Origin of the sequence: Mycobacterium sp. PSTR-4-N, assembly GCF_022348085.1 — a bacterium.
Classification (GTDB): Bacteria; Actinomycetota; Actinomycetes; order Mycobacteriales; family Mycobacteriaceae; genus Mycobacterium.
On the sequence record NZ_JAKRFN010000019.1, the window covers coordinates 37,121 to 59,017 of the forward strand.

Genomic DNA, 21,897 nt, shown 5'->3' on the forward strand with positions numbered 1-21,897 from the left:
CTGCCCGGTTGAGCCGTGTCACGAGAGATCGACGAGCGCCAGCTCGTCTCCGGCCGCATCCGCGTCCTCGGCGGCCAGCGCTTCCCGCGTGATCTCCAGCAGTGCGGTCGAATAGTGCCGGGCAAAGGATTCCACATCGGTGGGGCCCAGCCGGCGGCTGTCGTACCACCAGTCGGTGTAGAGCACCCCGGCCGAGCGGTAGACCCGCAACTCCAGTGCATGCCCCAGGCCGGGCAGTGCGTCCCTGATCGGCATCGCGGTGTCGGTGTCGAAGCGGACCGCGGCGTCCTCGGGCTGATCGGCAGGGACGTCGGGAATGGTGCCCACGTGGGTGAACAGGATGTCGGCCGAGCGGGTGTCCGCCAACGCCCGGGCGGTCGGCGCGTACAGGTAGCGCAACAGGCCGTAGCCGATGCCATAGTGCGGCACCGCCTTCAGCGTCTCCCGCACCTCGTCGAGCAGTGCCGGCGCGGTCGTCTGCTGGGCCGCGGGCAGCGCGACCGGGTGCAGGGTGGAGAACCACCCGACGGTGCGCTGCAGATCGACATCGGGCTTGAGCACCGAACGGCCGCGGCCGCCGAGGTCGACGGCCACGGTGCCCTCGCCGACCGTGGCGGCCACGGTCCGGCCCAGGGCTGCCAGCAGGATCTCCTCGACCGGGAGACGCAGCCGCCGCCGGGTGTCGTCGATCTCCCCGGTCTCGGCGGGCGACAGCGCGCTCGACAGGCGCACCAGGTCGTCGGCGCCGGGGCGCTCGGTCGGCTCCGGGCCGGCCACGGTGACCGTGGCGGCGCGGGCGACCTGAAGCCAGTAGTCGCGGCTGTCCAGGACCGCCGGGTGGGTGGCCAGCCCGGCGCAGCGCTGCGACCACTCCCGCCATGACGTCGGGACCGGGGCGAGGGTGATCTCCTCCCCCGCCATCCGCTGCGAGAACGCAGTAACCAGGTCGGTCAGCAGGACGTCGCGGGAGGTGCCGTCGTCACCCGGACCGCTCGCCACCCCGTGCAGGGTCAGCGCGAGCGACGACCGGCCGCCGTGCGCGCCGCGCAGGAACGTCGCGGTCAGCGGGGCGGTGAGCAGCTGGTGCTCGCGCACCTGCTCGTCCAACGCCGCCTGCACGGCCTCGCGTTCCTGCGGGCTGCCGGCTGCGACGCCGTCTGGCAGGGTCCGGACGATCAGCTCGGTGAACTCAGCGGGGTCGGCGATGTGCTGCTCCCAGGTGCCCGCCCGTTCGACCAGGTGCACGCGCAGCGCGTCGTGGGCCGCGGTGACGGCGGTCAGCACCGCGCGCACGTCGTCCTCGCCGATGTCGGCGCGCAGGCCCAGCACCACGGGGGTGCGCCAGCGGCCGACGTCGCGCAGACCGTGCTCGAGGAAGTAGGCGACGTTCGGCGGCACCGGTGGGGTGACGACGTCGTCGAGTGTCTGCCGGGCCAGGCCGCCTTCGGCGTACCGGGCGGTGAGCGCCTTGGCCAGCGACGACACCGTCTGGTTCTCGTAGAGATCCTGCGGTGTGAGGTCCAGCCCGCGGTGTCCCGCGGTCATCGCGACGCTGATCGCGATCAGTGAGTCGCCGCCGATCTCGAAGAAGTTGGCGTTGCGGTCGATGTCCGGCAGGCCGAGGCACTGTGCCCACACCTGCGCGAGCACCGTCTCGACCGACGAGGCGCCACCGGCGGCGGCCGGTGCGGTCGCCGGCGCCGAGGCGTCGCCGGCGAGACCGTTGGTCGCCGGGGCGCCGCCCAGCCATGCGGCGTTGGCGTTGTGCTCGACCCAGTGCCGCTGCTTGGCGAACGGATAGCCGGGCAGCGTGACCAGGTGTGGCTCCGCGTCGGCGTTCTGGGCTGGGCTCCAAGCCGGCGTCCAGTCGACGTCCACACCCGCCGCCCACAACTGGCCCAGCGCGAGCAGGAACGTGTCGCCGTCGCTGCGGTTCTGCGCCTGATGACGCATCAACCGCACCGCCCGGTGGCGTTCCGACCAGCGCGGGTGCCGGCCCGCCGACGAGGTCAGCGTGCCGCCCGGACCGACCTCGACGAGCACCCGGTCCGGAGCGGAGAGCAGCAGGTCGAGCTCGTCGGCGAAGCGCACCGTGGCCCGGATCTGACGTGCCCAGGTGTTCGGGTTGGTGGCCTCGGCCGCCGACATCGTGGTGCCGGTGATGTTGGACAGCAACGGGATTCGCGGCTCGTTGAGCGTCACCGAGGTCAGGAACGCACCGAACTCGGCGACCACCGGATCCATCAGCCGCGAGTGGAACGCGTGCGACGTGCGGACCCGGCGCGCGGCGACGCCCTTCTCGGCCAACGCGGCCTGGAAGGTGCGGATCGCGTCCTCGCTGCCGGCCACCACACAGCTGCCGGGATCGTTGATGGTCGCGACGTCCACGTCACCGGTGAGATGTTCGGCGACGGCCTGCGGGCTCAGCGGCACCGCGACCATGACGCCGCGCGGGGCGGCATGCATGAGTTGTGCGCGCTTGGCGACGACCCTGATCGCGGTGTCGAGGTCGAACACCCCGGCGATCGTGGCGGCGGCATATTCGCCGATGCTGTGGCCCGCCATGACCGCGGGCTCCACACCGTAGGACTGGAGCAGCTTCGCGAGTGCGTACTCGACGGTGAACAGCGCGGGCTGCGCACGGTCGGTGTGCTCGAGGTTGCGGCCCACCCCGTCGAAGATCTCCGCGCGCAGGTCGTAACCCATCAGCTCGTTGAACCCGGCCACGCACTCGTCGAAGTGACGGGCGAACACCGGCTCGGTGTCGTAGAGGCCGCGGGCCATGCCGATGTGCTGAGCACCCTGGCCAGGGAACAGGAAGGCCACCCGGTCGCCGGACTCCTCCGCGTCCGGGACCCCTTGGCCCTCGAAGACGTTGTCCGTCTCCGCCGCGGACAGCACGGTCGCGGCGTTGGCCTGATCGTGCACCACCGCGGCCAGCCGGAACGGATCCTTGCGGCGCCGGGTCAGCGTGTAGGCGGCGTCGGGCAGGCTGATCTCGTCGCTGTCGGCCAGTTCGCCGGCCAGTGCGGCGCGCGACTGCGCCAGCGCCTCCTGGGTGCGGGCCGAGAGCACCAGCACCTGTGGTTTGGCGCTCGGCGCCGGGGCGGGTGCGTAGGGCGCCTCTTCGAGCACGATGTGGGCGTTGGTGCCGCCCACACCGAACGAGCTGACGCCCGCGCGGCGGATGCCGTCGGATTCCCACGGGCCGTCGGCGGTGCGGATCCGGAACGGACCGCGGTCGATGTGCAGCTCCGGGTTCGGGCTGGTGTAGTGCAGCGTCGCCGGGATCGCCTTGTGCTCCAGGCACAGGATGGCCTTGATCAGCCCGGCGATGCCGGCCGCGGTCTCCAGATGGCCGATGTTCGACTTGACCGAGCCCAGGTAGCAGGGCGCGCTGCGGGTCTCCTCGGCCAGCTCGAACGCCTGCCGCAGACCTTCCACCTCGATCGGATCCCCGAGCGGGGTCCCGGTGCCGTGCGTCTCGACGTAGGTGATCGACGACGCGTCCACCCCGGCGATCGCGTGCGCCTCGGCGATGACCTCGGCCTGGCCCAGCGCGTTCGGCGCGGCGTAGGTCATCTTCGTGGCACCGTCGTTGTTCAGCGCCGATCCGCGGATCACCGCGTGGATGCGGTCTCCGTCGTCGATCGCGTCGGCCAGCGCCTTGAGCACCACCACGCCGACGCCGCTGGCGAAGATCGTGCCGTCGGACCGCACGTCGAACGGCCGGCACTGCCCCGTGGGCGACACCATCGCGCCCTGCTCGTACCAGTAGCCGACGTGGTGCGGGATGCGCAATGACGAGCCGCCGGCCAGCGCGATGTCGCATTCGCCGTTGAGAATCGACTGGCAGGCCAGATGCACCGCCACCAGCGACGACGAGCACGCCGTGGCCACCGACAGCGCGGGCCCGCGGAAGTCGAACTGATGCGCGACGCGGGTGGCGAGGTGGTCCTTGTCGTTCTGCAGGCTCAGGTTCACCATCTCGAAGCTGGCGCCCTGCCCGATCACCATCATCGGGTCGAAGTTCGACATCAGGTTGTGCAGCAGGTAGCCGCTGGAGCTGCTGGTGCCGAACACGCCGACGGTCGATTCCAGACCCGCGGGGTCGTAGCCGGCGTCCTCGAGCGCGTGGAACACCGCCTGCAGGAACAGCCGGTGCTGCGGGTCGAGCATCCGCGCCGCGTAGGGCGTGAACCCGAAGAAGTCCGCGTCGAACTCCTCGATGCCCGGCATCAGCCCGGCCCGCCGGACGTACCCGCGGTTGGCCAGCGCGCGTTCGGTGACGCCGTTGGCCAGCAGCTCGCTCTCCGACAGGTCGACGATCGACTCCACCCCGGCACGCAGGTTGCGCCAGAACGCCGACACCGAGTCCGCGCCGGGGAATTTCCCGGCCATGCCGATGACGGCGATGGCGTTGTCCGGGAGGTCCTGCTCGCCGGTACTGCTCGTCACGATCGTGGTCCTACCTTTCGCCGCGATGCGGCACGTTGACGCGCGGCGGCACGCTGCTGGGCGCGCTCACGCAGGGCGTTGGGACGCTCGGCGGACTCCTGCTCCTCCAGGCCGAGCTGACGGATCAGGTCCACCGCGAGGTCGGTGAGCGTCGCGCCCTGCAGCAGCAGCGCGACAGGCGGTTCGACGCCGAAGTCGCCGCGGATCGTGTTGCGCATCCGCACCGCCATCAGCGAGTCGAGACCCAGCTCGGTGAGCGGCTGCGCGACGTCGACTGCGCTGTCATCGGAGTAACCCATGATCGCCGAGATCCTTCGGCGCAACCGGGCCACCACGACACGGTGCACCTCCGCGGCGTCCATCGCCTTGAGCGCGTCGGCGCCGCCCCAGTCCTCGTCGATGTCGTCGGTCTGCAGCTCACCCACCATGTCGGTGAAGAACCCGATCTGGTGGATCTCGGGGAACGCCGCCGCGGCACGGTCGAGCCGCAGCCGGGCGATGCCGACGCGCGGCAGACCCGCGGCCATCACGCCGCCGAGAGCGTCGACGCCCTCGGCCGGGCTGATCGGGTCGAGCACCGAGAACCGCAGCGTGCTGGCCAGACCCACGTCGGCCCACTGGCCCCAGTTGACCGCGATGGCGGGCAGTCCCGCCGCCTGCCGTGCCGCCACCAGGCCGTCGAGCCAGGCGTTGGCGGCCGCGTATGCCGCCTGCCCGGGCGATCCGAGCAGCGACACGATCGAGCTGAACCCGACCCACCAGTCCAGGTCCTTGCCGACGGTGGCCTCGTGCAGGCGCAGCGCACCCAGGGCTTTCGGCGCCCAGATGGTGTCCAGGCTCTCGCGAGTCATGCCGACGAAGATCTCGTCCTCGAGGACCGCAGCCGAGTGGATCAGCCCGCGCAGCGGCTTACCCGTGTCCTCGGCCGCCGCGACCAGTCGCCCGGCCACGCCGTCATCCGCGATGTCGCCGGTGACGACCTCGATCTCGGCACGCTGCCGCAGCGTGTCGAGTTCGGCGGCCACCTCGTCGGACGGCCCGTTGCGGCCGTTGAGCACGAGCCGTCCGGCGCCGTGGCCGACGAGCCAGCGCACGACCGCCATCCCGACACCGCCGAGCGCGCCGGTGACGACGTAGCTGCCGTCCGCGCGGACCGTCAGCTGCCCCGGCGTGGCGGGCAGCGCGGCGCGGGCGAGCCGCTCCACCAGACGGGTTCCGCCGCGCCATGCGACGACGTCGTCCGCGGAGTTGCCCTCGATCTCGCTGCTCAGCGCGCCGGCCGGATCGTCGGCGCCGGTGTCGAGCAGCGTGGCTTTCAGGTCGGGGTGCTCGTAGGCCAGCACGCGCACCAGCCCCTTGAGGCTGTTGGCGGCCGGGTTGCCCGGGCCGTCCGCCGCGGCGGTCACCAGACCGCCGGAGGTGACCAGCCACAGGCGCGGCGCCTTGCCATGCCAGCTGCCCACGATCGCGCGGACCGTCCCGGCCACGCCCCAGATCACGTCGCGGGCATGGCTCAGGCCGGCAGCGAGATCGTCGCTGGCGGCTCCGAAGTCGCCGAACACGATCACACCGGCAGGCGGCAGATCCGGATCCGCCGTCGCGGTCGCGAACGCCTCCCGCACCGCCGACTCGTCGCCGAGATCGGCGGTGACGACGCGTCGCGTCGGGCCACCGAACCGCTCGGTGAACTCCTGCGCCGCCGCCTGGCCCGCGGCGCCGTCGGCCAGCGCGAGCCAGCTGCCGGTGACCGCTTGGGCGGCGGGCGCAGCGGCCTCGACCCAGCGCGAGTCGAAGATCTTCTGCGACAACGGAAGTGGCACCGTGCGGCGCTGGATCCGCTTGAGCGCCACGTCGTCGACGCGGGCCAGCACGGCGCCTGTGTCGTCGGTCAGCGTGACCCGACCGGTGGCGTCACCGTTGTCGGCGACGCTGACGAGTTCGGCGCGGCATCGGGCCCGGCGGCCCAGCTCCGCGAAGACCCGGATCGTGCCGAAGCCCACCGGCAGGTAGGTGTCCTCACCGGAATCGGCCAGCGTGGCGTCGCTCATCGCGGCGGCCAGGCCCTGCAGCGCCGCGTCGAGCAGCACCGGGTGCAGCGTGATACCGCGCTGCGGGGTCACCGACTCCGGCAGCTCGATCTCGGTGTCGGCGGCGTCGGCGGAGCGGGCGATGCGGGTCAGCGCCGCGAACGCCGGCCCGTGGTGGGCGCCGGTGCGCCGCAGGGCGGTGTAGAAGTCGGCCGGCGACACCGGGGTGGCCCCGTCGGCGGGCAGCGCTTTGCCCGGCGTCTCGGGCTCGGCCGCGGCGATGGTGCCGACGGCGTGCCGGGTCCAGCCCGCGTCGGAACGGGAATGGATCTCGACCCGCTGGACGCCGTCGTCACCGGCGGTGACCTGGGTGGTCAGTTGAGTCTTCGGGTCCAGCGGCAGCATCTGCTCGACCTCGACGGAGACCGCCACACCGGTGGCGGGCCGGCCGAGCGCTTCCTGCGCAGCGGCGAACGCGATCTCGGCGAAACCGGCGCCGGGCATGACCGGCAGGCCGTGCACGACGTGGTCGGCCAGCCACGGGTGCGCACCGGTGCCCACGTCGGACTGCCAGACGTGGCCGTTGCCCGTCGGAAGCTCGACGTGCACCCCGAGCAGCGGATGCGAGCCCGCGTACTGCGGGGTGCCCGCGCGGTCGCTGAGCCAGAACGGCTCGTGCTGCCACGCCGTCGGCGGCACGTCGACGAGCCGGCCCGCTGCGCCCTCGGCGCTGACCGCGGGCGGGCGGACCGCCGCGAGCTGCGCGTGGAAGGCCAGCGTCTCGGGCGTGTCCCGATTGACCGTGGAGCCGACGTGGAAGCGCTTGCTGACCGACTGCGCGGCGAGGGTGTCGCTGATCGCATGGGACAGCAGCGGGTGCGGGCTGATCTCGATGAACGCACTGTTCTCGGCGCTGGCCTCGTGCACGGCCTGGCTGAAGCGGACCGGGTTGCGCAGGTTGGCCGCCCAGTAGTCCGCGGTGTAGAGCGGTGCGTCACCGGTGTAGGCCACGGTGGACAGCAGCGGGATCTTCGGGGCGGCCGGCGTCAGCGACGCCAGCGCCTCCCGCAGCTCCGGCAGCACCGGATCGATCGTCGGGTGGTGCGATGCGACGTCCACCTCGACGCGGCGGGCCAGCCGGCCCTGCTTGTCGACGGTGGCGACGAGCTCGTCGACCTGCTCGGGCGGACCGGCGATGACGACCTGCTTCGGTGAGGCGTACACCGCGATGGTCACGTCCGGCTTGTCGGCGATCAGCTTCTCCGCCGCGGCGGGGTCGAGTTCCAGCAGTGCCATCGCGCCCTGGCCCGACAGCCGCTTCATCAGCCGGGTGCGGGTGGCGATGATGTCGAAACCCTCTGCGGGAGTGAGCACTCCGGCGACGACGGCGGCGGTGGCCTCCCCCATCGAGTGGCCGATCACCGCGTCGGGCTCCACGCCGTAGGAGCGCCACAGCTCGGTCAGCGCGAGCTGCATGCCGACCAGCACCGGCTGGATCCGGTCGATGCCGACGACCGGCTCCCCGGCCTCCAGCGTCTGGCGCAGCGAGAAGCCCACCTTGTCGACGAATGCCGGCTCGAGCTCGTCGACGGCCTTGGCGAACGCGGGCTCCTCCGCGAGCAGCGCCTTGCCCATGCCGGCCCACTGCGCGCCCTGCCCGGAGTACAGGAACACGGTGCCCTTACCGAGGCGGGCGTCGTGGGCGCCGATCACGCCGGGTGCTGGCTGACCGGTGGCCAGCGCGCGCAGACCGGTGACGGCCTCGTCATGGGTGCGGGCGCAGACCGTCGCGATGGTCTGGTAGCGGCTGCGGTGGTGGTTGACGGTGTAGGCGACGTCGGTCAGCGGCACCGACGCGCCGTCGCCGGCGAGCCAGTCGGCCAGCGACCGGGCCGAGGCGGCCAGCCGGGCCGGGGTCTTGCCGGACACGACGAGCGTGGTGACGGCCGGGGCCTCGGCGGTGGCGGGCGCGGGTTCGGGACCCTGCTCGAGCACGATGTGGGCGTTCGTGCCGCTGAAACCGAACGACGACACGGCCGCGCGGCGCGGGTGGTCGCTGGCCGGCCACGGCGTCGCCTCGGTGGGCACGTAGAGCCGCGTCGGCTTCGGATCGATCTGCGGGTTCCACTTGTCGAAGTTCAGGTTCGGCGCGATCGTGCCGTGCGCCAGCGTGAGCACGGTCTTGATGAACCCGGCCACGCCGGCGGCCGCTTCGAGGTGGCCCATGTTGGTCTTGACGGTGCCCAGCGCGCAGGGCACGTCGCCCTTGCCGTAGATGGCGGCCAGCGCGTCGAATTCGATCGGATCGCCCAGAGCTGTTCCGGTGCCGTGGCATTCGATGTAGTCGACGGTGCCCGCGGCGACGTCGGCCGACTTCAGCGCCCGCGTCAGAACGTCGCGCTGCGACGGGGCGTTCGGTGCGGTCAGCCCGTTGGACCGGCCGTCCTGGTTGACCGCCGAACCGCGGATGACGCCCAGCACCCGGTCCCCGTCGCGCACGGCGTCGGTGAGCCGCTTGAGCACGACCACGCCTGCACCCTCGCCGCGCACGAACCCGTCGGCGCGCGAGTCGAACGCGTAGCAGTGCCCGTGCGGGGACAGCATGCCCCACTTGGCAAGCGCCAATTGGGTTTCCGGGCGCAAGTTGAGGTTGACGCCACCGGCCAGGGCGAGGTCGCTCTCGCGCATCCGCAGGCTCTGGCAGGCCAGGTGGATCGACACCAGCGACGACGAGCACGCGGTGTCGACCGCGACCGCCGGGCCCTTGAGGCCGAGCAGGTAAGCGATGCGGCCGACGGTGACGCTGTGCGCGTTGCCGGTGGCCGAGTAGGCGTCGATCGCGTCGGCGTTCTCCGGCGAAGCGTTGTGGTACTCGCTGTAGTACACGCCGAGCATCACCGCGGTGCGGGATTCGCCCAGCTGATCGGGTGCGTAGCCGGCGTTCTCCAGCGCCTCCCACGCCACCTCGAGCGCCACTCGCTGCTGCGGATCCATCGACATCGCCTCACGAGGAGTGATGCCGAAGAAGTCGGCGTCGAAGCCGGTGATGTCCTCGAGGTAGGCGCCCCACTTGGTGGGCATCCGGCCCGGCACGCTCATGTCGGTGTCGTAGAACGCCTCGGCGTCCCAGCGGTCGGCGGGCACCTCGGTCACCGCGTCGGTGCCGCTCTCCAACAGCTTCCAGAAGCTCTCGGGTCCGGTGACACCGCCGGGCAGCCGGCAGCCGATCCCGACGACGGCGATCGGCTCGGCACCGGCGACGCGCGAGGCCTTCTCGAACTGTTCGGCCAGCTTGTCCCGCTGCTCGGCGGACATCGCCGAGATCCGGTCGAAGGTGGTTTTGATGTTGGGGGTTTTTGGCTTGGGGGTCGTCATCAGATGGTGCCCTCACTGCCGGCGTTGGCCGACTCGACGGAAGATTCGATGCTGTCGAAGAGGTCGTCGAGGCTGAACTCGTCGGAGTCGTCAGCCTCTCCGGGCTCCTCCTCCGGTTCGGGCGAGGCCTGCTGCATCGGGGCGAGTAGCTCGGCCACGAACTCCGACAGCTGCGCGATCGACGGGTGGTTCCACAGCATGGTCGCGGACAGGTCGATGCGCACCAGCGCCTTGGCGTCGCGGAGCAGGTTCATCGCCATCATCGAGTCCAGGCCCAGCTCGGGGAACGCCGACTCGACGTCGACCGCGGTCTCCGGCATGCCCAGTTCGCGGGCCAGGATGGCGCGCAGCCGAACCCGCAGCGTCTCCACCGTCTCCTTCGCCGACATCGTCGACCAGTCGATGAATTCGGCTGCCGCAGAAGCGCTCTCGCCGACCGCGGGGGCCGGGGCCGACTCGACCGGCGCGAAGGTCAGACCGCGCACGTCCACCCAGACGGTGCCGTCGGGGCCGGTGACCTGCGCATCGACGACCAGAGCGGCCCCGTCACCGTCGCGCCGGAACACCTCGATGGTGGCCGTGCCCGCAGCTGCGTCGTTCGACTCCGCGAGGCTTTCGGCGCCGGCGGGGAGCAGCAGCGCGGCGTTGTCGGCGTCGGCGAGGCGGGCGACGTGCACCGCGGCGTCCAGCAGGGCCGCGGCAGGCGACTCGGTGTCGGGCACCTCGACGGTGCCGCGTGCGCCGGCGGTCGTCGCGGTGGCGTCGGCGACGGTCCAGGTGAACGGACGGCCCTCGACACCCCAGGCGCGCTGCATGTCCTCGATGGCCGCGCCGTTGAACACGGTGCCGACCGGACTCTGATCGTCCTGCCGCGGCTGCTGCGGGGCGGCGGTCAACGTGGCACTGGCGTGCCGGGTCCAGCGCTGCGGGGCGGCGTCGGCGGTGGCGCTGGACCAGATGGTCAGCGCGTCGCCGTCGGCGACGGCGTGGATCACCTTCGGCGCGTCGGCCAGGATCGGGTACTCGAACCGGACGTCGCCGGCGATCCGGTCACCGCCGACGTGCTCGGCGAGCGTCGACAGCGTGTGCAGCACCACCGAGACGGGCACCACTTCGACACCGCGCACCCGGTGCGCGTTCGCCCAGGTCCGCTCGCCGGGCAGCAGTCGCGCCCGCCACAGGTGCTCGTGGTCGGCCGATTCGGCCGGCTCACCGAGCACCGTGCCCCACTCAGCGGCGGGCACCGCGGACAGATCGGCGTCCTCGCCGGGCCCCGCGACCAGGCGGTCGAGCACCTTGACCGCGGCACGCATGCGATAGGCCTCGGCCAGTCGCGGCCAGTCGGCGCCTGCGAGCACGATCTGCGTGCCGGCTTGCGGGCTGAGCACCGTCGGCAGCATGCGGATCGCGACGTCGTTGGGCATGGGCTCCAGCCCCGCGGCCTTCATCTGCGGCTGGGCGTCCGACCAGGACTTCCACAGCCCCCAGTCGACCACCGTGGCCGGCAGGCCCAGCGCGCGCCGCGCATAGGCGAAGGCGTCGGCGAACGCGTTGGCCGCCGTGTAGTGCGCGACCGCGCGGGACCCGAGCAGCCCGGTGACCGACGAGAACAGCACGAAACGGCGCACCGGCGTGGTCAGCGACAGCTTGTGCAGCACGGCGGCCGCGTCGACCTTGGCCCGGAACATCGGCCGCAGATCGTCGTCGGTCATGTCGGTCAGCAGCGCTTCACCGCCCGCGAGCGAGGCCAGGTAGACGCCGTCCAGCGGCGGCAGGTCCGCGCCGAAGCGCTCGAACACCGCCGCCATCGACGCATCGTCGCCCGCGTCGGCGGCGACCTCGACCAGCGTGGTGCCCTTGGCGGCGACTTCCGCGGCGAGGTCGGCCAGGCCGGTGCCGCGCCGCGACACCGCGACCACGGTCGCCGCGCCCATGTCGGCGAGCTGGCGGATCAGGTACGGACCGACGTTGCCGGTAGCGCCGACGACCAGGTGGCTGGTGTTGTTCTCCAGCCGGTTCACCGCGACGGCGGGCAGCGCGCGGGGCGCCAGGCGCGGCACCCGCCGCTCCCCCGCCCGGTAGACCACCTGGTCGTCACGGTCGGTGCCCGCGCCCCCGAGCGCCTCTGCGGCTTCGGCGTGCAGGTACGCGCCCAGAAGTTCGGCGGGCAGCGTCTCGTCGACGTCGATCAGCCCGCCCCAGAACTCGGGATGCTCCAGGGCCAGCGTGCGACCCTGACCCCACAGCACCGCGTGCGCCGGGTTGGCCCGGTCGCCCTCGGTCACCGGCTGGGCGTTGCGGGTGACGACGAAAAGCCGTGGCGCGGAGGATGTTCCGGCGAGTGCGACGACGATCCGGCGCAGCTCGTCGAACATCTGGTACGCGGCGGCGGCGTCGAAGCGCTGCGCCGGGACCGCCGGCGCGTACACCAGGACATCTGCTGAACCCATGCCGTCGAGCGCGTCGAGGCCGACCGTACGGCCGTTCAGCGCGGCCGCGAGTTCGGCGTCGTCGGAGATCACGGCGATGCCGCCGTCGACGCGCCCGGGCGCGAGATCGCGCACCGGCCAGGTCACTTCGTGCATCCACTCGTGGTAGCCGCCCTCGGCGTGGGTAGCGGGCGCCTCCGAAGCCCCGGAAGCCCCTGCCGGCGCACCGGCGGCCGCGCGCATGGCTGCCGTCTGGATCCAGTGGTGCGCGTGATGCCACGGCGTGGTGGGGATCTGCACGCGAGGCCCGGGACGAGACGGCGTCTTCGGCGGCCGGGTCGTGTGGGTGGCGTTGAGGTTGGTGCGGAACGTCAGGGTGTCGTTGGCGTCGCGCTGCAGCGTCGCGATGCTGTGGTGATGGCTCGGGCCTGATTTCTGGTCTCCGACGAGGGCCGCGAGCGTGTCCTTGATCGCATACCCGAGCAGCGGATGCGGGCTCACCTCGACGAACACGGTGTTGTCGGCACCGGCGGTGGCGACCGCGCGGGCGAACCGCACCGGGTTGCGCAGGTTGGCCACCCAGTGGTCGGCGTCGAAGACATTGGTGCCGTCGGTGGGCCGGCCGTCGGTGGTGACGAGCACCGGGATGGTCGGCGTGCGGGGCTGTAGCGTCGCGAGCTCGGTCCGCAGGTCCTCGAGGATCGGGTCGATGATCGGGTGGTGCGAGGCCACGTCCACATCGACGCGGCGAGCGAGCTTGTCCTGCGCGTCGACCACGGCGATCGCGGCGTCGACCTGGTCCGGCGGACCGGCGATCACGGTCTGGTTCGGCGAGGCGTACACCGCGACGGTCAGCCCGTCGTAGCCCGCGATCAACTCCTCGGCCGCGGCGGCGTCGAGTTCGAGCAGCGCCATCGCGCCCTGCCCGGACAGCCGCTTCATCAGCCGCGACCGGGTGGAGATCACCTTCAGCCCATCGGCGGGGCTCAGGGCCCCGGCCACGACGGCCGCGGTCACCTCACCCATGGAGTGGCCGATCACCGCGTCGGGGACGACGCCGTGGGAGCGCCACAGCGCGGTCAGCGCCAACTGCACACCGACCAGCACCGGCTGGATGCGGTCGATACCGACGACGGTCTCGCCGGATTCCAGCGTCTGGCGCAGCGAGAAGCCGGCCTGGGCCACGAAGTCTGGTTCGAGCTCGTCGACGGCGGCGGCGAACGCGGGCTCGTCGGTGAGCAATCGCCGGCCCATGCCGGCCCACTGCGAACCCTGTCCGGAGTAGAGGAACACGGTGCCGGGCTTGGCGCCGGTTCCGCAGGCGCCGTCGTGCACAGGCACCACGCCGGGGGCGGGGTAGCCCTCGGCGAGCGCGCGCAGGCCGGCGACGGCCTGGGTGCGGTCGGTGGCGGCGACGGTCGCGAAGCGGGGGTGCTGGGCGCGGCGATGGTTCAGCGTCTCGGCGACGTCGGCCAGGCTGACCTCGGCGGCGGCGGGGCTGTCGAGCCAGTCGGCCAGCGCGCCGGCCAGCGATGCGACGCGCGCCGGGGTCTTGCCGGTCACCACCAGCGTGCTCACCGGCGGTTCCGGTTGTGGCGCAACGGATTCGGACTCCGGGGCCTGCTCCAGCACGATGTGGGCGTTGGTTCCGCTGACGCCGAACGACGATACCGCGGCGCGGCGCGGACCGTCATGGGCGGGCCACGGCGTCGGCTCGGCGGCGATGTGGAACTTCTTCGCACCCTCCCCGGCCTGCGGGGTCAGCGTCGAGAAGTGCAGCATCTTCGGGATGAACCCGTGCTGCAGACTCAGCACGGTCTTGATGAAGCCGGTGACACCGGCCGCCGATTCCAGGTGGCCGAGGTTGGTCTTCACCGAGCCGAGCACCAGCGGCGCCGCGTCCTTGCGGTCGCCGTAGACGGCCGAGAGCGCGTCGAGCTCGATCGGGTCACCCAGCCCGGTGCCGGTGCCGTGCGCCTCGACGTAGTCGACGTCGGAGGGCTCCAGCCGGGCGTTGCGCAGCGCCGTGCGCATCAGCTCTTGCTGGGCGGGCCCGTTGGGCACGGTCTGGCCGCTGCTGGCGCCGTCCTGGTTGACCGCCGACCCGCGCACCACCGCGAGCACCCGGTCGCCGTCGCGCTGGGCGTCGGACAGCCGCTTGAGCACCACGACGCCACAGCCCTCGCTGCGCACGTAGCCGTCGGCGTCGGCGTCGAACGTCGCGCACCGGCCCGCGGGCGAGAGCATGCCCCAGCGCGAGCACGCGATGTTGTTCTCCGGGCTCAGGATCAGGTTCACCCCGGCGGCCAGCGCGTGGTCGCTCTCGCCGCGGCGCAGGCTCTGGCAGGCCAGGTGGATCGACACCAGCGACGAGGAGCACGCGGTGTCGCTGACCACGGCCGGGCCCCGCACGCCGAGGAAGTAGGAGAGCCGGCCGGCGGCGAAGTTGGGCGCGTTGCCGAACGGGATGTAGGGGTCGATCTCCTCGGGTTCGAGTACGCCGATCACCGAGCGGAAGTAGTCGTTGGCGGTCAGACCGACGAACACGCCGGTCGACGAGCCGCGCAGGCTGCGGGGGCTGATGTTGGCGTTCTCCAGCGCCTCGACCGCGACCTCCATCAGCAGCCGCTGCTGCGGGTCCATGCCGGCGGCCTCGCGCGGTGAGATCGCGAAGAACTCCGCGTCGAACTCGTCGGGCTTCCATGTGGTGAGGAAGCCGCCCTCGCGGTTGCAGATCGTGCCGGGGACGCTGTGGTCGGGCGAGTAGAACTCGTCGGCGTCCCAGCGGTCGGCAGGCACCCGGATCACGCCGTTGCCGCCGTCGAGCAGGAACTGCCAGAACTGGTCGGCGTCGGCGACGCCGCCGGGCAGGCGCGCACCGATGCCGACGACGGCGATCGGCTCGGTCTCGGCCTTCTGCGCCGCCGCCAGCTTCGCGGACAGATCGTCGATCTTGCGCAGCGCCTCGGTGATGATCGCCCGACGGTCCGGCGCGGCGCCCGAACCGGGCGATCCTGAGCTTGCGGTCATCACACTCAATTCAATCGTTCCGAGAGCCTGGCCAGCAGTTCGTCCTCGGCCAGGTCGTCGTAGGCGTCCTCGGGTTCCCCGATCGCGTCAGCATCGGGGCTGCCGGCGACCTCGTCGTCGTTACCGGCGGTCTCGATTATCTCAGGCAGCACCGACGCCAGATAATCGGTGAGCGCCTCGATGGTCGGATAGTCGAAGACGACCGACGCGGGCAGGACCTCCCCCAGACTTTCGCTCAGCGAGCGCTGCAACGTTACGCTCATCAGCGAATCCATGCCGAATTGGAAGAAGCCGACCGTCGGGTCCAGCGTGTGGGCCGAGGCCAGGCCCATCGCGGCAGCCACCTGCGCGACGACGTGATCGGCCAGCAAATCCCTGCGGTGCTCGGCCGGTGCGTCGCGCAGCGCGGTCCGGAACGCGGTGTCCCCGGTCAGCGTCGCCGCGGCGTCGTCACCGTCGAGCAGCTCGTCGAGGATGTGCAGCTGGGCGCGGGTGTGATACGCCGCCGCCAGGCGCGGCCAGTCGGCGGCGACGACGGTCGCCCGGGCGGGTGCGCCGGGCCCGGTGACCAGGCGCAGCGCCGAGATCGCGACGTCGTCGGGCATCGGCTCCAGTCCGGACTCGGCGGTGGCCTGCTTCTCGAAGCCGGTCTGCACGTCGGCCAGCGACTTCCACAGCCCCCAGTTGATCGCGCACGCCGGCAGGCCGGCGGCGCGCCGGGCGTAGGCGAAGGTGTCGAGGAACGTCGTCGTCGCGGCGTAGTGCGCCAGCCAGCGCGAACCGAGCACACCCGAGATCGACGAGAACAGCACGAACTGCTCCACCGGTTGAGCGAGTGACAGCTCGTGGAGGTGGCTGACCGCGTCCATCTTGGAGCGGAACATCGCGACGACGTCGTCGCGGGTCATGTCCGCCAGCGTCACCGGCCCGCCGCTCATCGCCGCCAGGTAGACACCGCCCAACGGAGGCAGGTCCCCGCCGAACCGCTCGAACAGCGCGCCCAGGGCCGCGCCGTCGGAGGCGTCGGCCGCCGCGGTGACCACGGTCGTGCCCTGCGCCGCCAACCGCGCGGCCAGCTCGTCGAGCCGGGTGCCGGGGTTCCGCGACACGGCGACAACGGTGGTCGCGCCCGTCGCGGCGAGCTCCTCGATCAGCCGCGGCCCGATGTTGCCGGTGGCGCCGATGACCAGGTGGGCTTTGTCCGGGTTCAGTGGCGCCCCGCCGGCACGCGGCAGCTGATGCACCAGCCGTGCCACGCGGCGCTCGCCGGCGCGGTACACCACCTGGTCTTCGCCGTCTCCGGCGTGTGCCTCGGCGAGCACCAGACGGGCCGTCACCGGGGCCGGCGCCGAGGCGTCGACGTCGATCAGCCCGCCCCAGATCTCGGGATGCTCCAGAGCCAGCGTGCGGCCCAGACCCCAGAGCACTGCCTGTGCGGGGTTGGCGCGATCCCCTTCGCTGACCGGCTGGGCGTTGCGGCTGAGCAGGTACAGCACCGGCGGTGCCGGCTGCTCGGCCGCTGCCGCAGCGAGTGCGCGGGCACCGTCGAACAGGTCGTATCCGAGCTCGTCACCGGCGCGCTCAGCCGGCGCGAACAGGACGTGGGTCGCGCCCGAAAGCGCCTGCGCCAGGTCGTCGGCGTCGGCGCCCCGGGTGACGACGGGCGATCCGAGGCGGCGCGCCATCTCGGCGCCGATGCGGTCGTCGCCGACCACCACCCAGCTGCCGGCCGGGGCATCGGTGCCGGGGGTGGCGAGCGGCTTCACCGGCCAGGTGAGTTCGCAGAACCACTCGGCCGGCACCACGGTGTCTGCGGGCAGTGCCCCGGGTCGGCTCGCCGGGACACGGTGCGCCGACCGGACGTCCACCCAGTGCCGGGTGCGCTGCCAGGGGGTGGCGGGCAGCACGACGTGCGGCTCGCCGTGGTGCGGCGTCTGGGGTGGCCGGGTGGTGTGGGTGGCATTGAGGTTGGTGTGGAACGTGACGGTGTCGTCGGCGTCGCGGGCCAGCGTGCCCAGCGAGAGGATGCCTGCCTCGTCGGCCAGCGTGGCGGCGATCGGCTGACCCAGTGTCGGGTGCGGGCTGACCTCCACGAAGGTGCCGTGGTCGGCAGCCGCGGCGAGGATGGCCCGGCTGAATCGGACCGGTTCGCGCACGTTGGCCACCCAGTAGTCGGCGTCCAGCGTCGGGGTCTGCGTCGGGTCGGTGACCGTGGACAGGAACGTCAGCGTCGGCGCGGCCGGCGTGATGTCGGCCAGCGCGGCGCCGATGTCGGCGAGCACCGGGTCCATCAGCGCGGTATGGGAGGCGACGACCATGTTGACGCGGCGGGCGAACGCGTTCTGCGCGGTGACCGCGGCGATGACCGCGTCGACCTCATCGGGCAGGCCCGCCACGACGGTCTGGCGCGGCGACAGATAGCCGGCGATCTCGACGCTGCCGTGCGCGGCGATGTGCGCGGCGGCGGTGTCCTCGTCGACGGCGAGCAACGCGACGGCGCCCTGGCCGGCCAGCCGCGACATGATCGAGGAGCGGGCCGCGATCACGGCGAGCCCGTCGGCCAGGGACAGCGCCCCGGCGACGACGGCCGCGGTCACCTCACCCATCGAGTGGCCGATCACCGCATCCGGATGCACGCCGCAGGACCGCCACAGCTCGGTCAACGCCACCTGCAGGCCCATCAGCACCGGCTGGACTTCGGCATCGCCGCTGACCGGGCGGCCCTCGGCGAGGATCTCCTGCAGCGAGAAGCCGACTTTGTCGACGAACACCGGCTCGATCTCGGCCACCGCGGCCGCGAACGCGGGCTCATCGGCCAGCAACCGCCGACCCATCCCGGCCCACTGCGACCCCTGCCCCGAGTACACGAACACCGTGCCCGGCTTCGGGACGACTCCCCCGGCCGGTACCACGCCGGCGGCGGACTCACCGGCCGCCAGCGCGTGCAGACCGGTGATCGCGTCGGCGCGGGTGCGTGCCGCGACGGTCGCGAACGTCGGGTGCTGGGAGCGGTGATGGTTCAGCGCGTGCGCGACGTCGGCGAGCGACGCCTCCGCGCCGGCACCGGCCATCCACTCCGCCAGCATCCCCGCCTGCGCGGCGACTCGCTGCGGCGTACGACCCGACACCACCAACGTGGTCACCGGGGTGTCGTCGGGCACGTCGGCCGGCACGGTCACGGGCGCCTGCTCGATGACGACGTGGGCGTTCGTGCCGCCGAAGCCGAACGACGAGATCCCGGCGCGGCGCGGCCGCCCGGCCGGCGCCCAGTCGGTGTGCTCGGCCACCACGGCCAGTCGCAACTTGTCGAACGGGATGTGCGGGTTCGGGGTCTGGTAGCCACGATTGGCCGGAATGGTGTTGTGCTGCAACGCCAGCACGGCCTTGGCGAACCCGGCGATCCCGGCTGCGGCCTCCAGGTGGCCGAGGTTGGACTTCACGGCGCCGACCAGCAGTGGCCGGTCCGCGGGCCGGCCCTTGCCGAGTACCGTGCCCAACGCGCGGGCCTCGATCGGATCACCCAGCAGCGTGCCGGTGCCGTGCGCCTCCACATAGTCGACCTCGCGGGGATCCACCCCGGCGGCCGAGTATGCCGCGCGCAGCACCGCCATCTGCGCGGAGGGATTGGGTGCCATCAGCCCGTTGGACCGGCCGTCCTGGTTGACCGCAGATCCGCGGATCACCGCGAGCACCCGGTCGCCGTCACGCTGGGCGTCGGAGAGGCGCTTGAGCACCGCCACGCCACAGCCCTCGCCGCGGACGAACCCGTCGGCGGCGGCGTCGAAGGCATGGCACTGCCCGGTCTTCGACATCGCGTCGGCCTGGTCCAGGCTGCGCGTGCCCGCCGGTGACAGCAACAGGTTCACCCCGGCGGCGAGTGCCACGTCGGAATCCCCGGTCCGCAGGCTCTGGCAGGCGAGGTGGATCGCCACCAGCGACGACGAGCACGCCGTGTCGATGGTGACCGACGGGCCGCGGAAGTCGAAGAAATACGAGATGCGGTTGGCGATGATGCTGATCGATCCGCCGGTGCTGTACCAGGCGTCGATGGCGCCCAGGTCGGCCGCGCCGAGCTGGGCGTAGTCCGCGGCGCTGGCGCCCGCGAACACGCCGGTGCGGGTCTCGGCCAGGGTGTCGGCGGGGATGCCGGCGTTCTCCAGCGCCTCGTGGGTGACTTCGAGCAGCAGCCGCTGCTGCGGATCCATCCGCATCGCCTCGCGCGGGATCACCTCGAAGAACTCGGCGTCGAAGGCGTCGACGTCGCGCAGATAGGAGCCCCAGCGGGTGGTGTTCGCCAACGCGGTCGCGCCGTCGGCGGTGCCGTCGTCGAACGGTGCCCACCGCTCGGCAGGCACCTCGACCACGGAGGACCGGCCCTCGGTCAGGAAGTCCCAGAACGCGTCCGGGCCCTCGATGTTGCCGTCGGCCTCGGCCCCACCCGGCAGCCGCAGGCCGAGCCCGACCACCGCGATCTGCTCGTCGGACGATCCACCGGAGCGCACGCCGACCGGCCCCTCGACCGGCTCCACCTCGCCGCCGGTGAGGAACTTCGCCAGCGAGTCGACGGTCGGGTACTGCCAGAAGTCCACTGGCGACACCGGCCTGCCCAGGTACTCCGACAGCACACCGGTCAGCACCACGGCGTCGCGCGAGCCGACCCCGAGGTCGTGCATCGAGGCGCCGCGCGCGATGTGCTCAGGACTGCAACCGTTGTTCTCAACCAGGTAGTCGGTCAACCAGCGACGAACCGCAGCCTCGTCGAAAGCAGAGGTCATCTAGTGGCGTCCAACCGTTGGAACTTGTTGTCGCGGTACAGGTCTGCGCTCATCGCGCGACGCACCTTGCCGCTGGTGGTCAGCGGCAGCGAGCCAGGTGGCACCAGCGCGAAGTCGGCGAGCCGCACGCTGTGGGTCATCGAGATCGCCGAGGTGACCTGCTGGGTGACCGCCTCCAGCTGCGCCGGATCGACCTGCTTCTTCAACTCGGCGATCACCACCAGCTTCTCGCTCGCGCCGTCGGGCACCGAGATGGCCGCGACCCGACCACCGGTGAACTCCGCGACCGTGCCCTCGATGTCGTCCGGGTAGTGGTTGCGGCCGTCGACGATCAGCAGATCCTTGATGCGTCCGACGATGTAGAGCTCGTCGTCGAACATCACGCCGAGATCGCCGGTGCGCAGCCACGGACCCTTGGGGGTGTCGGCACTGGGCTCGGCGAGCTGCCCGGAGAACAGCTTCTGGGTCAGCTCGGGGTTCTGGTAGTACCCGCCGGCGACGTGCTCGCCGTGCAGCCAGACCTCACCGATCGTGCCGGCGGGGTTCTCCGTCAGCGTCTCGGGATCGACCACCCGCACCGTCGTCGACCGCGGCACGCCCAGCCCGATCTGCTCGGTGCCGTCGTCGGCGACCTCGCTGCGCACCGCCTGCCCCGCAGCCAGCTTCTCGTAGTCGAAGCGCACCGCCGTCGGAGGCCGGCCGCCCGCGGTCGCCACCACGTACACCGTCGCCTCGGCCAGACCGTACGACGGCCGCATCGCAGCATCGGAGAGGCCGAACGCGGCGAAGCGATCGTTGAACCGGCGGACCGTGGTGCCGTGCACGCGCTCGGCGCCGTTGATCATCACGGCCACGGTGCTGAGGTCCTTGCCGGCCATGTCGTCGTCGCTGGTGCGCTTGACGGCGAGCTCGAACGCGAAGTTCGGCGCCGCGGTGAACGCGCTGGGATGCGAGCCGAGCAGCTGCATCCACCGCGCGGGCTTCTGCATGAACGAGATCGGGCTCATCAGCGCGGCCGGGGTGCCCAGCATGATCGGGATGAAGACACCGACGATCAGCCCCATGTCGTGGTAGAAGGGCAGCCACGAGACCACCGTGGTGTCCTCGGGCGCCCGGCCCTCCGGATAGGCCTCGTAGTAGTCGGTGAGCAGCTCGGCGACGTTGACCAGCACGTTGCGGTGGCTGACCACCACACCGGCGGGCAGCCGGGTCGAGCCCGAGGTGTATTGCAGGTACGCGGTCTTGGGTAGCGACACCGGCGCGGCCGGCCGCAGTGGTGAATCGAAGTCCAGCGTGTCGACCTCGAGGAACTTCGGCGCACGCTGACGGTCGAGCTGACCGTAGTGGCGGATGTCGTCGACGACGGCGGAGGTGGTCAGCACGGCGACGGGCTGGGAGTCCTTCATCGCGCCGGTGACGCGCTCGTCGTGCTGGCGCAGCTGCGGCATGGTCAGCGGCACCGCGATGAAGCCGGCCTCGATGGCGCCCAGGAATCCGATGATGTACTCCAGGCCCTGCGGCGCCAGGATCACCGCGCGGTCGCCCGGGGAGCCGAGGGTGGCCAGCTTCGCGGCCACCACGCGGACCCGGTGGTGCACCTCTGACCAGGTCAGCGTCTCGGAGATGCCTGCGGGGTCGGCCTCGTAATCGAAGAACGTGTACGCGTCATCGTCGGGTTGCTGCTGCGCACGGTCGGCGAGGAGCGCGGGAATGGTCGTCACGGTGGGCGCCGTCAATGCTGGCATCAGTGATCCTTTCGCAAACATCTCCCGACATGGTCTCGCGCGTCGGGTCGATCCGGGA

The 21,897-nt window shown here is 71.9% G+C and carries 5 protein-coding genes; all 5 read right to left on the bottom strand.

The window, feature by feature from the left end:
- Positions 1 to 18 precede the first annotated feature (18 nt).
- Genes MHN84_RS22025 through MHN84_RS22045 form a run of 5 tightly spaced genes read right to left on the bottom strand, consistent with a single transcriptional unit; the run spans position 19 to position 21,839 of the window.
- The gene (locus MHN84_RS22025; protein WP_241206700.1) at positions 19 to 4,401 is read right to left on the bottom strand and encodes a type I polyketide synthase; all 4,383 of its coding nucleotides are present in this window, start codon (positions 4,399 to 4,401) and stop codon (positions 19 to 21) included.
- Between the two features lie 53 nt (positions 4,402 to 4,454).
- Positions 4,455 to 9,830, bottom strand: coding sequence for a type I polyketide synthase (locus MHN84_RS22030; RefSeq protein ID WP_308192978.1), 5,376 nt, complete (start codon positions 9,828 to 9,830; stop codon positions 4,455 to 4,457).
- Between the two features lie 29 nt (positions 9,831 to 9,859).
- Positions 9,860 to 15,319, bottom strand: coding sequence for an SDR family NAD(P)-dependent oxidoreductase (locus tag MHN84_RS22035; RefSeq protein ID WP_241206647.1), 5,460 nt, complete (start codon positions 15,317 to 15,319; stop codon positions 9,860 to 9,862).
- 5 nt (positions 15,320 to 15,324) lie between these two features.
- A complete protein-coding gene (locus tag MHN84_RS22040; protein ID WP_241206648.1) occupies positions 15,325 to 20,094 on the bottom strand; it encodes a type I polyketide synthase in 4,770 nt (1,589 codons plus the stop codon).
- On the bottom strand, positions 20,091 to 21,839 hold the full coding sequence (locus MHN84_RS22045; RefSeq protein WP_241206649.1) for an AMP-binding protein: 1,749 nt from the start codon (positions 21,837 to 21,839) through the stop codon (positions 20,091 to 20,093). Before MHN84_RS22045 ends, MHN84_RS22040 begins: the two co-directional genes overlap by 4 nt.
- Positions 21,840 to 21,897 lie beyond the last annotated feature (58 nt).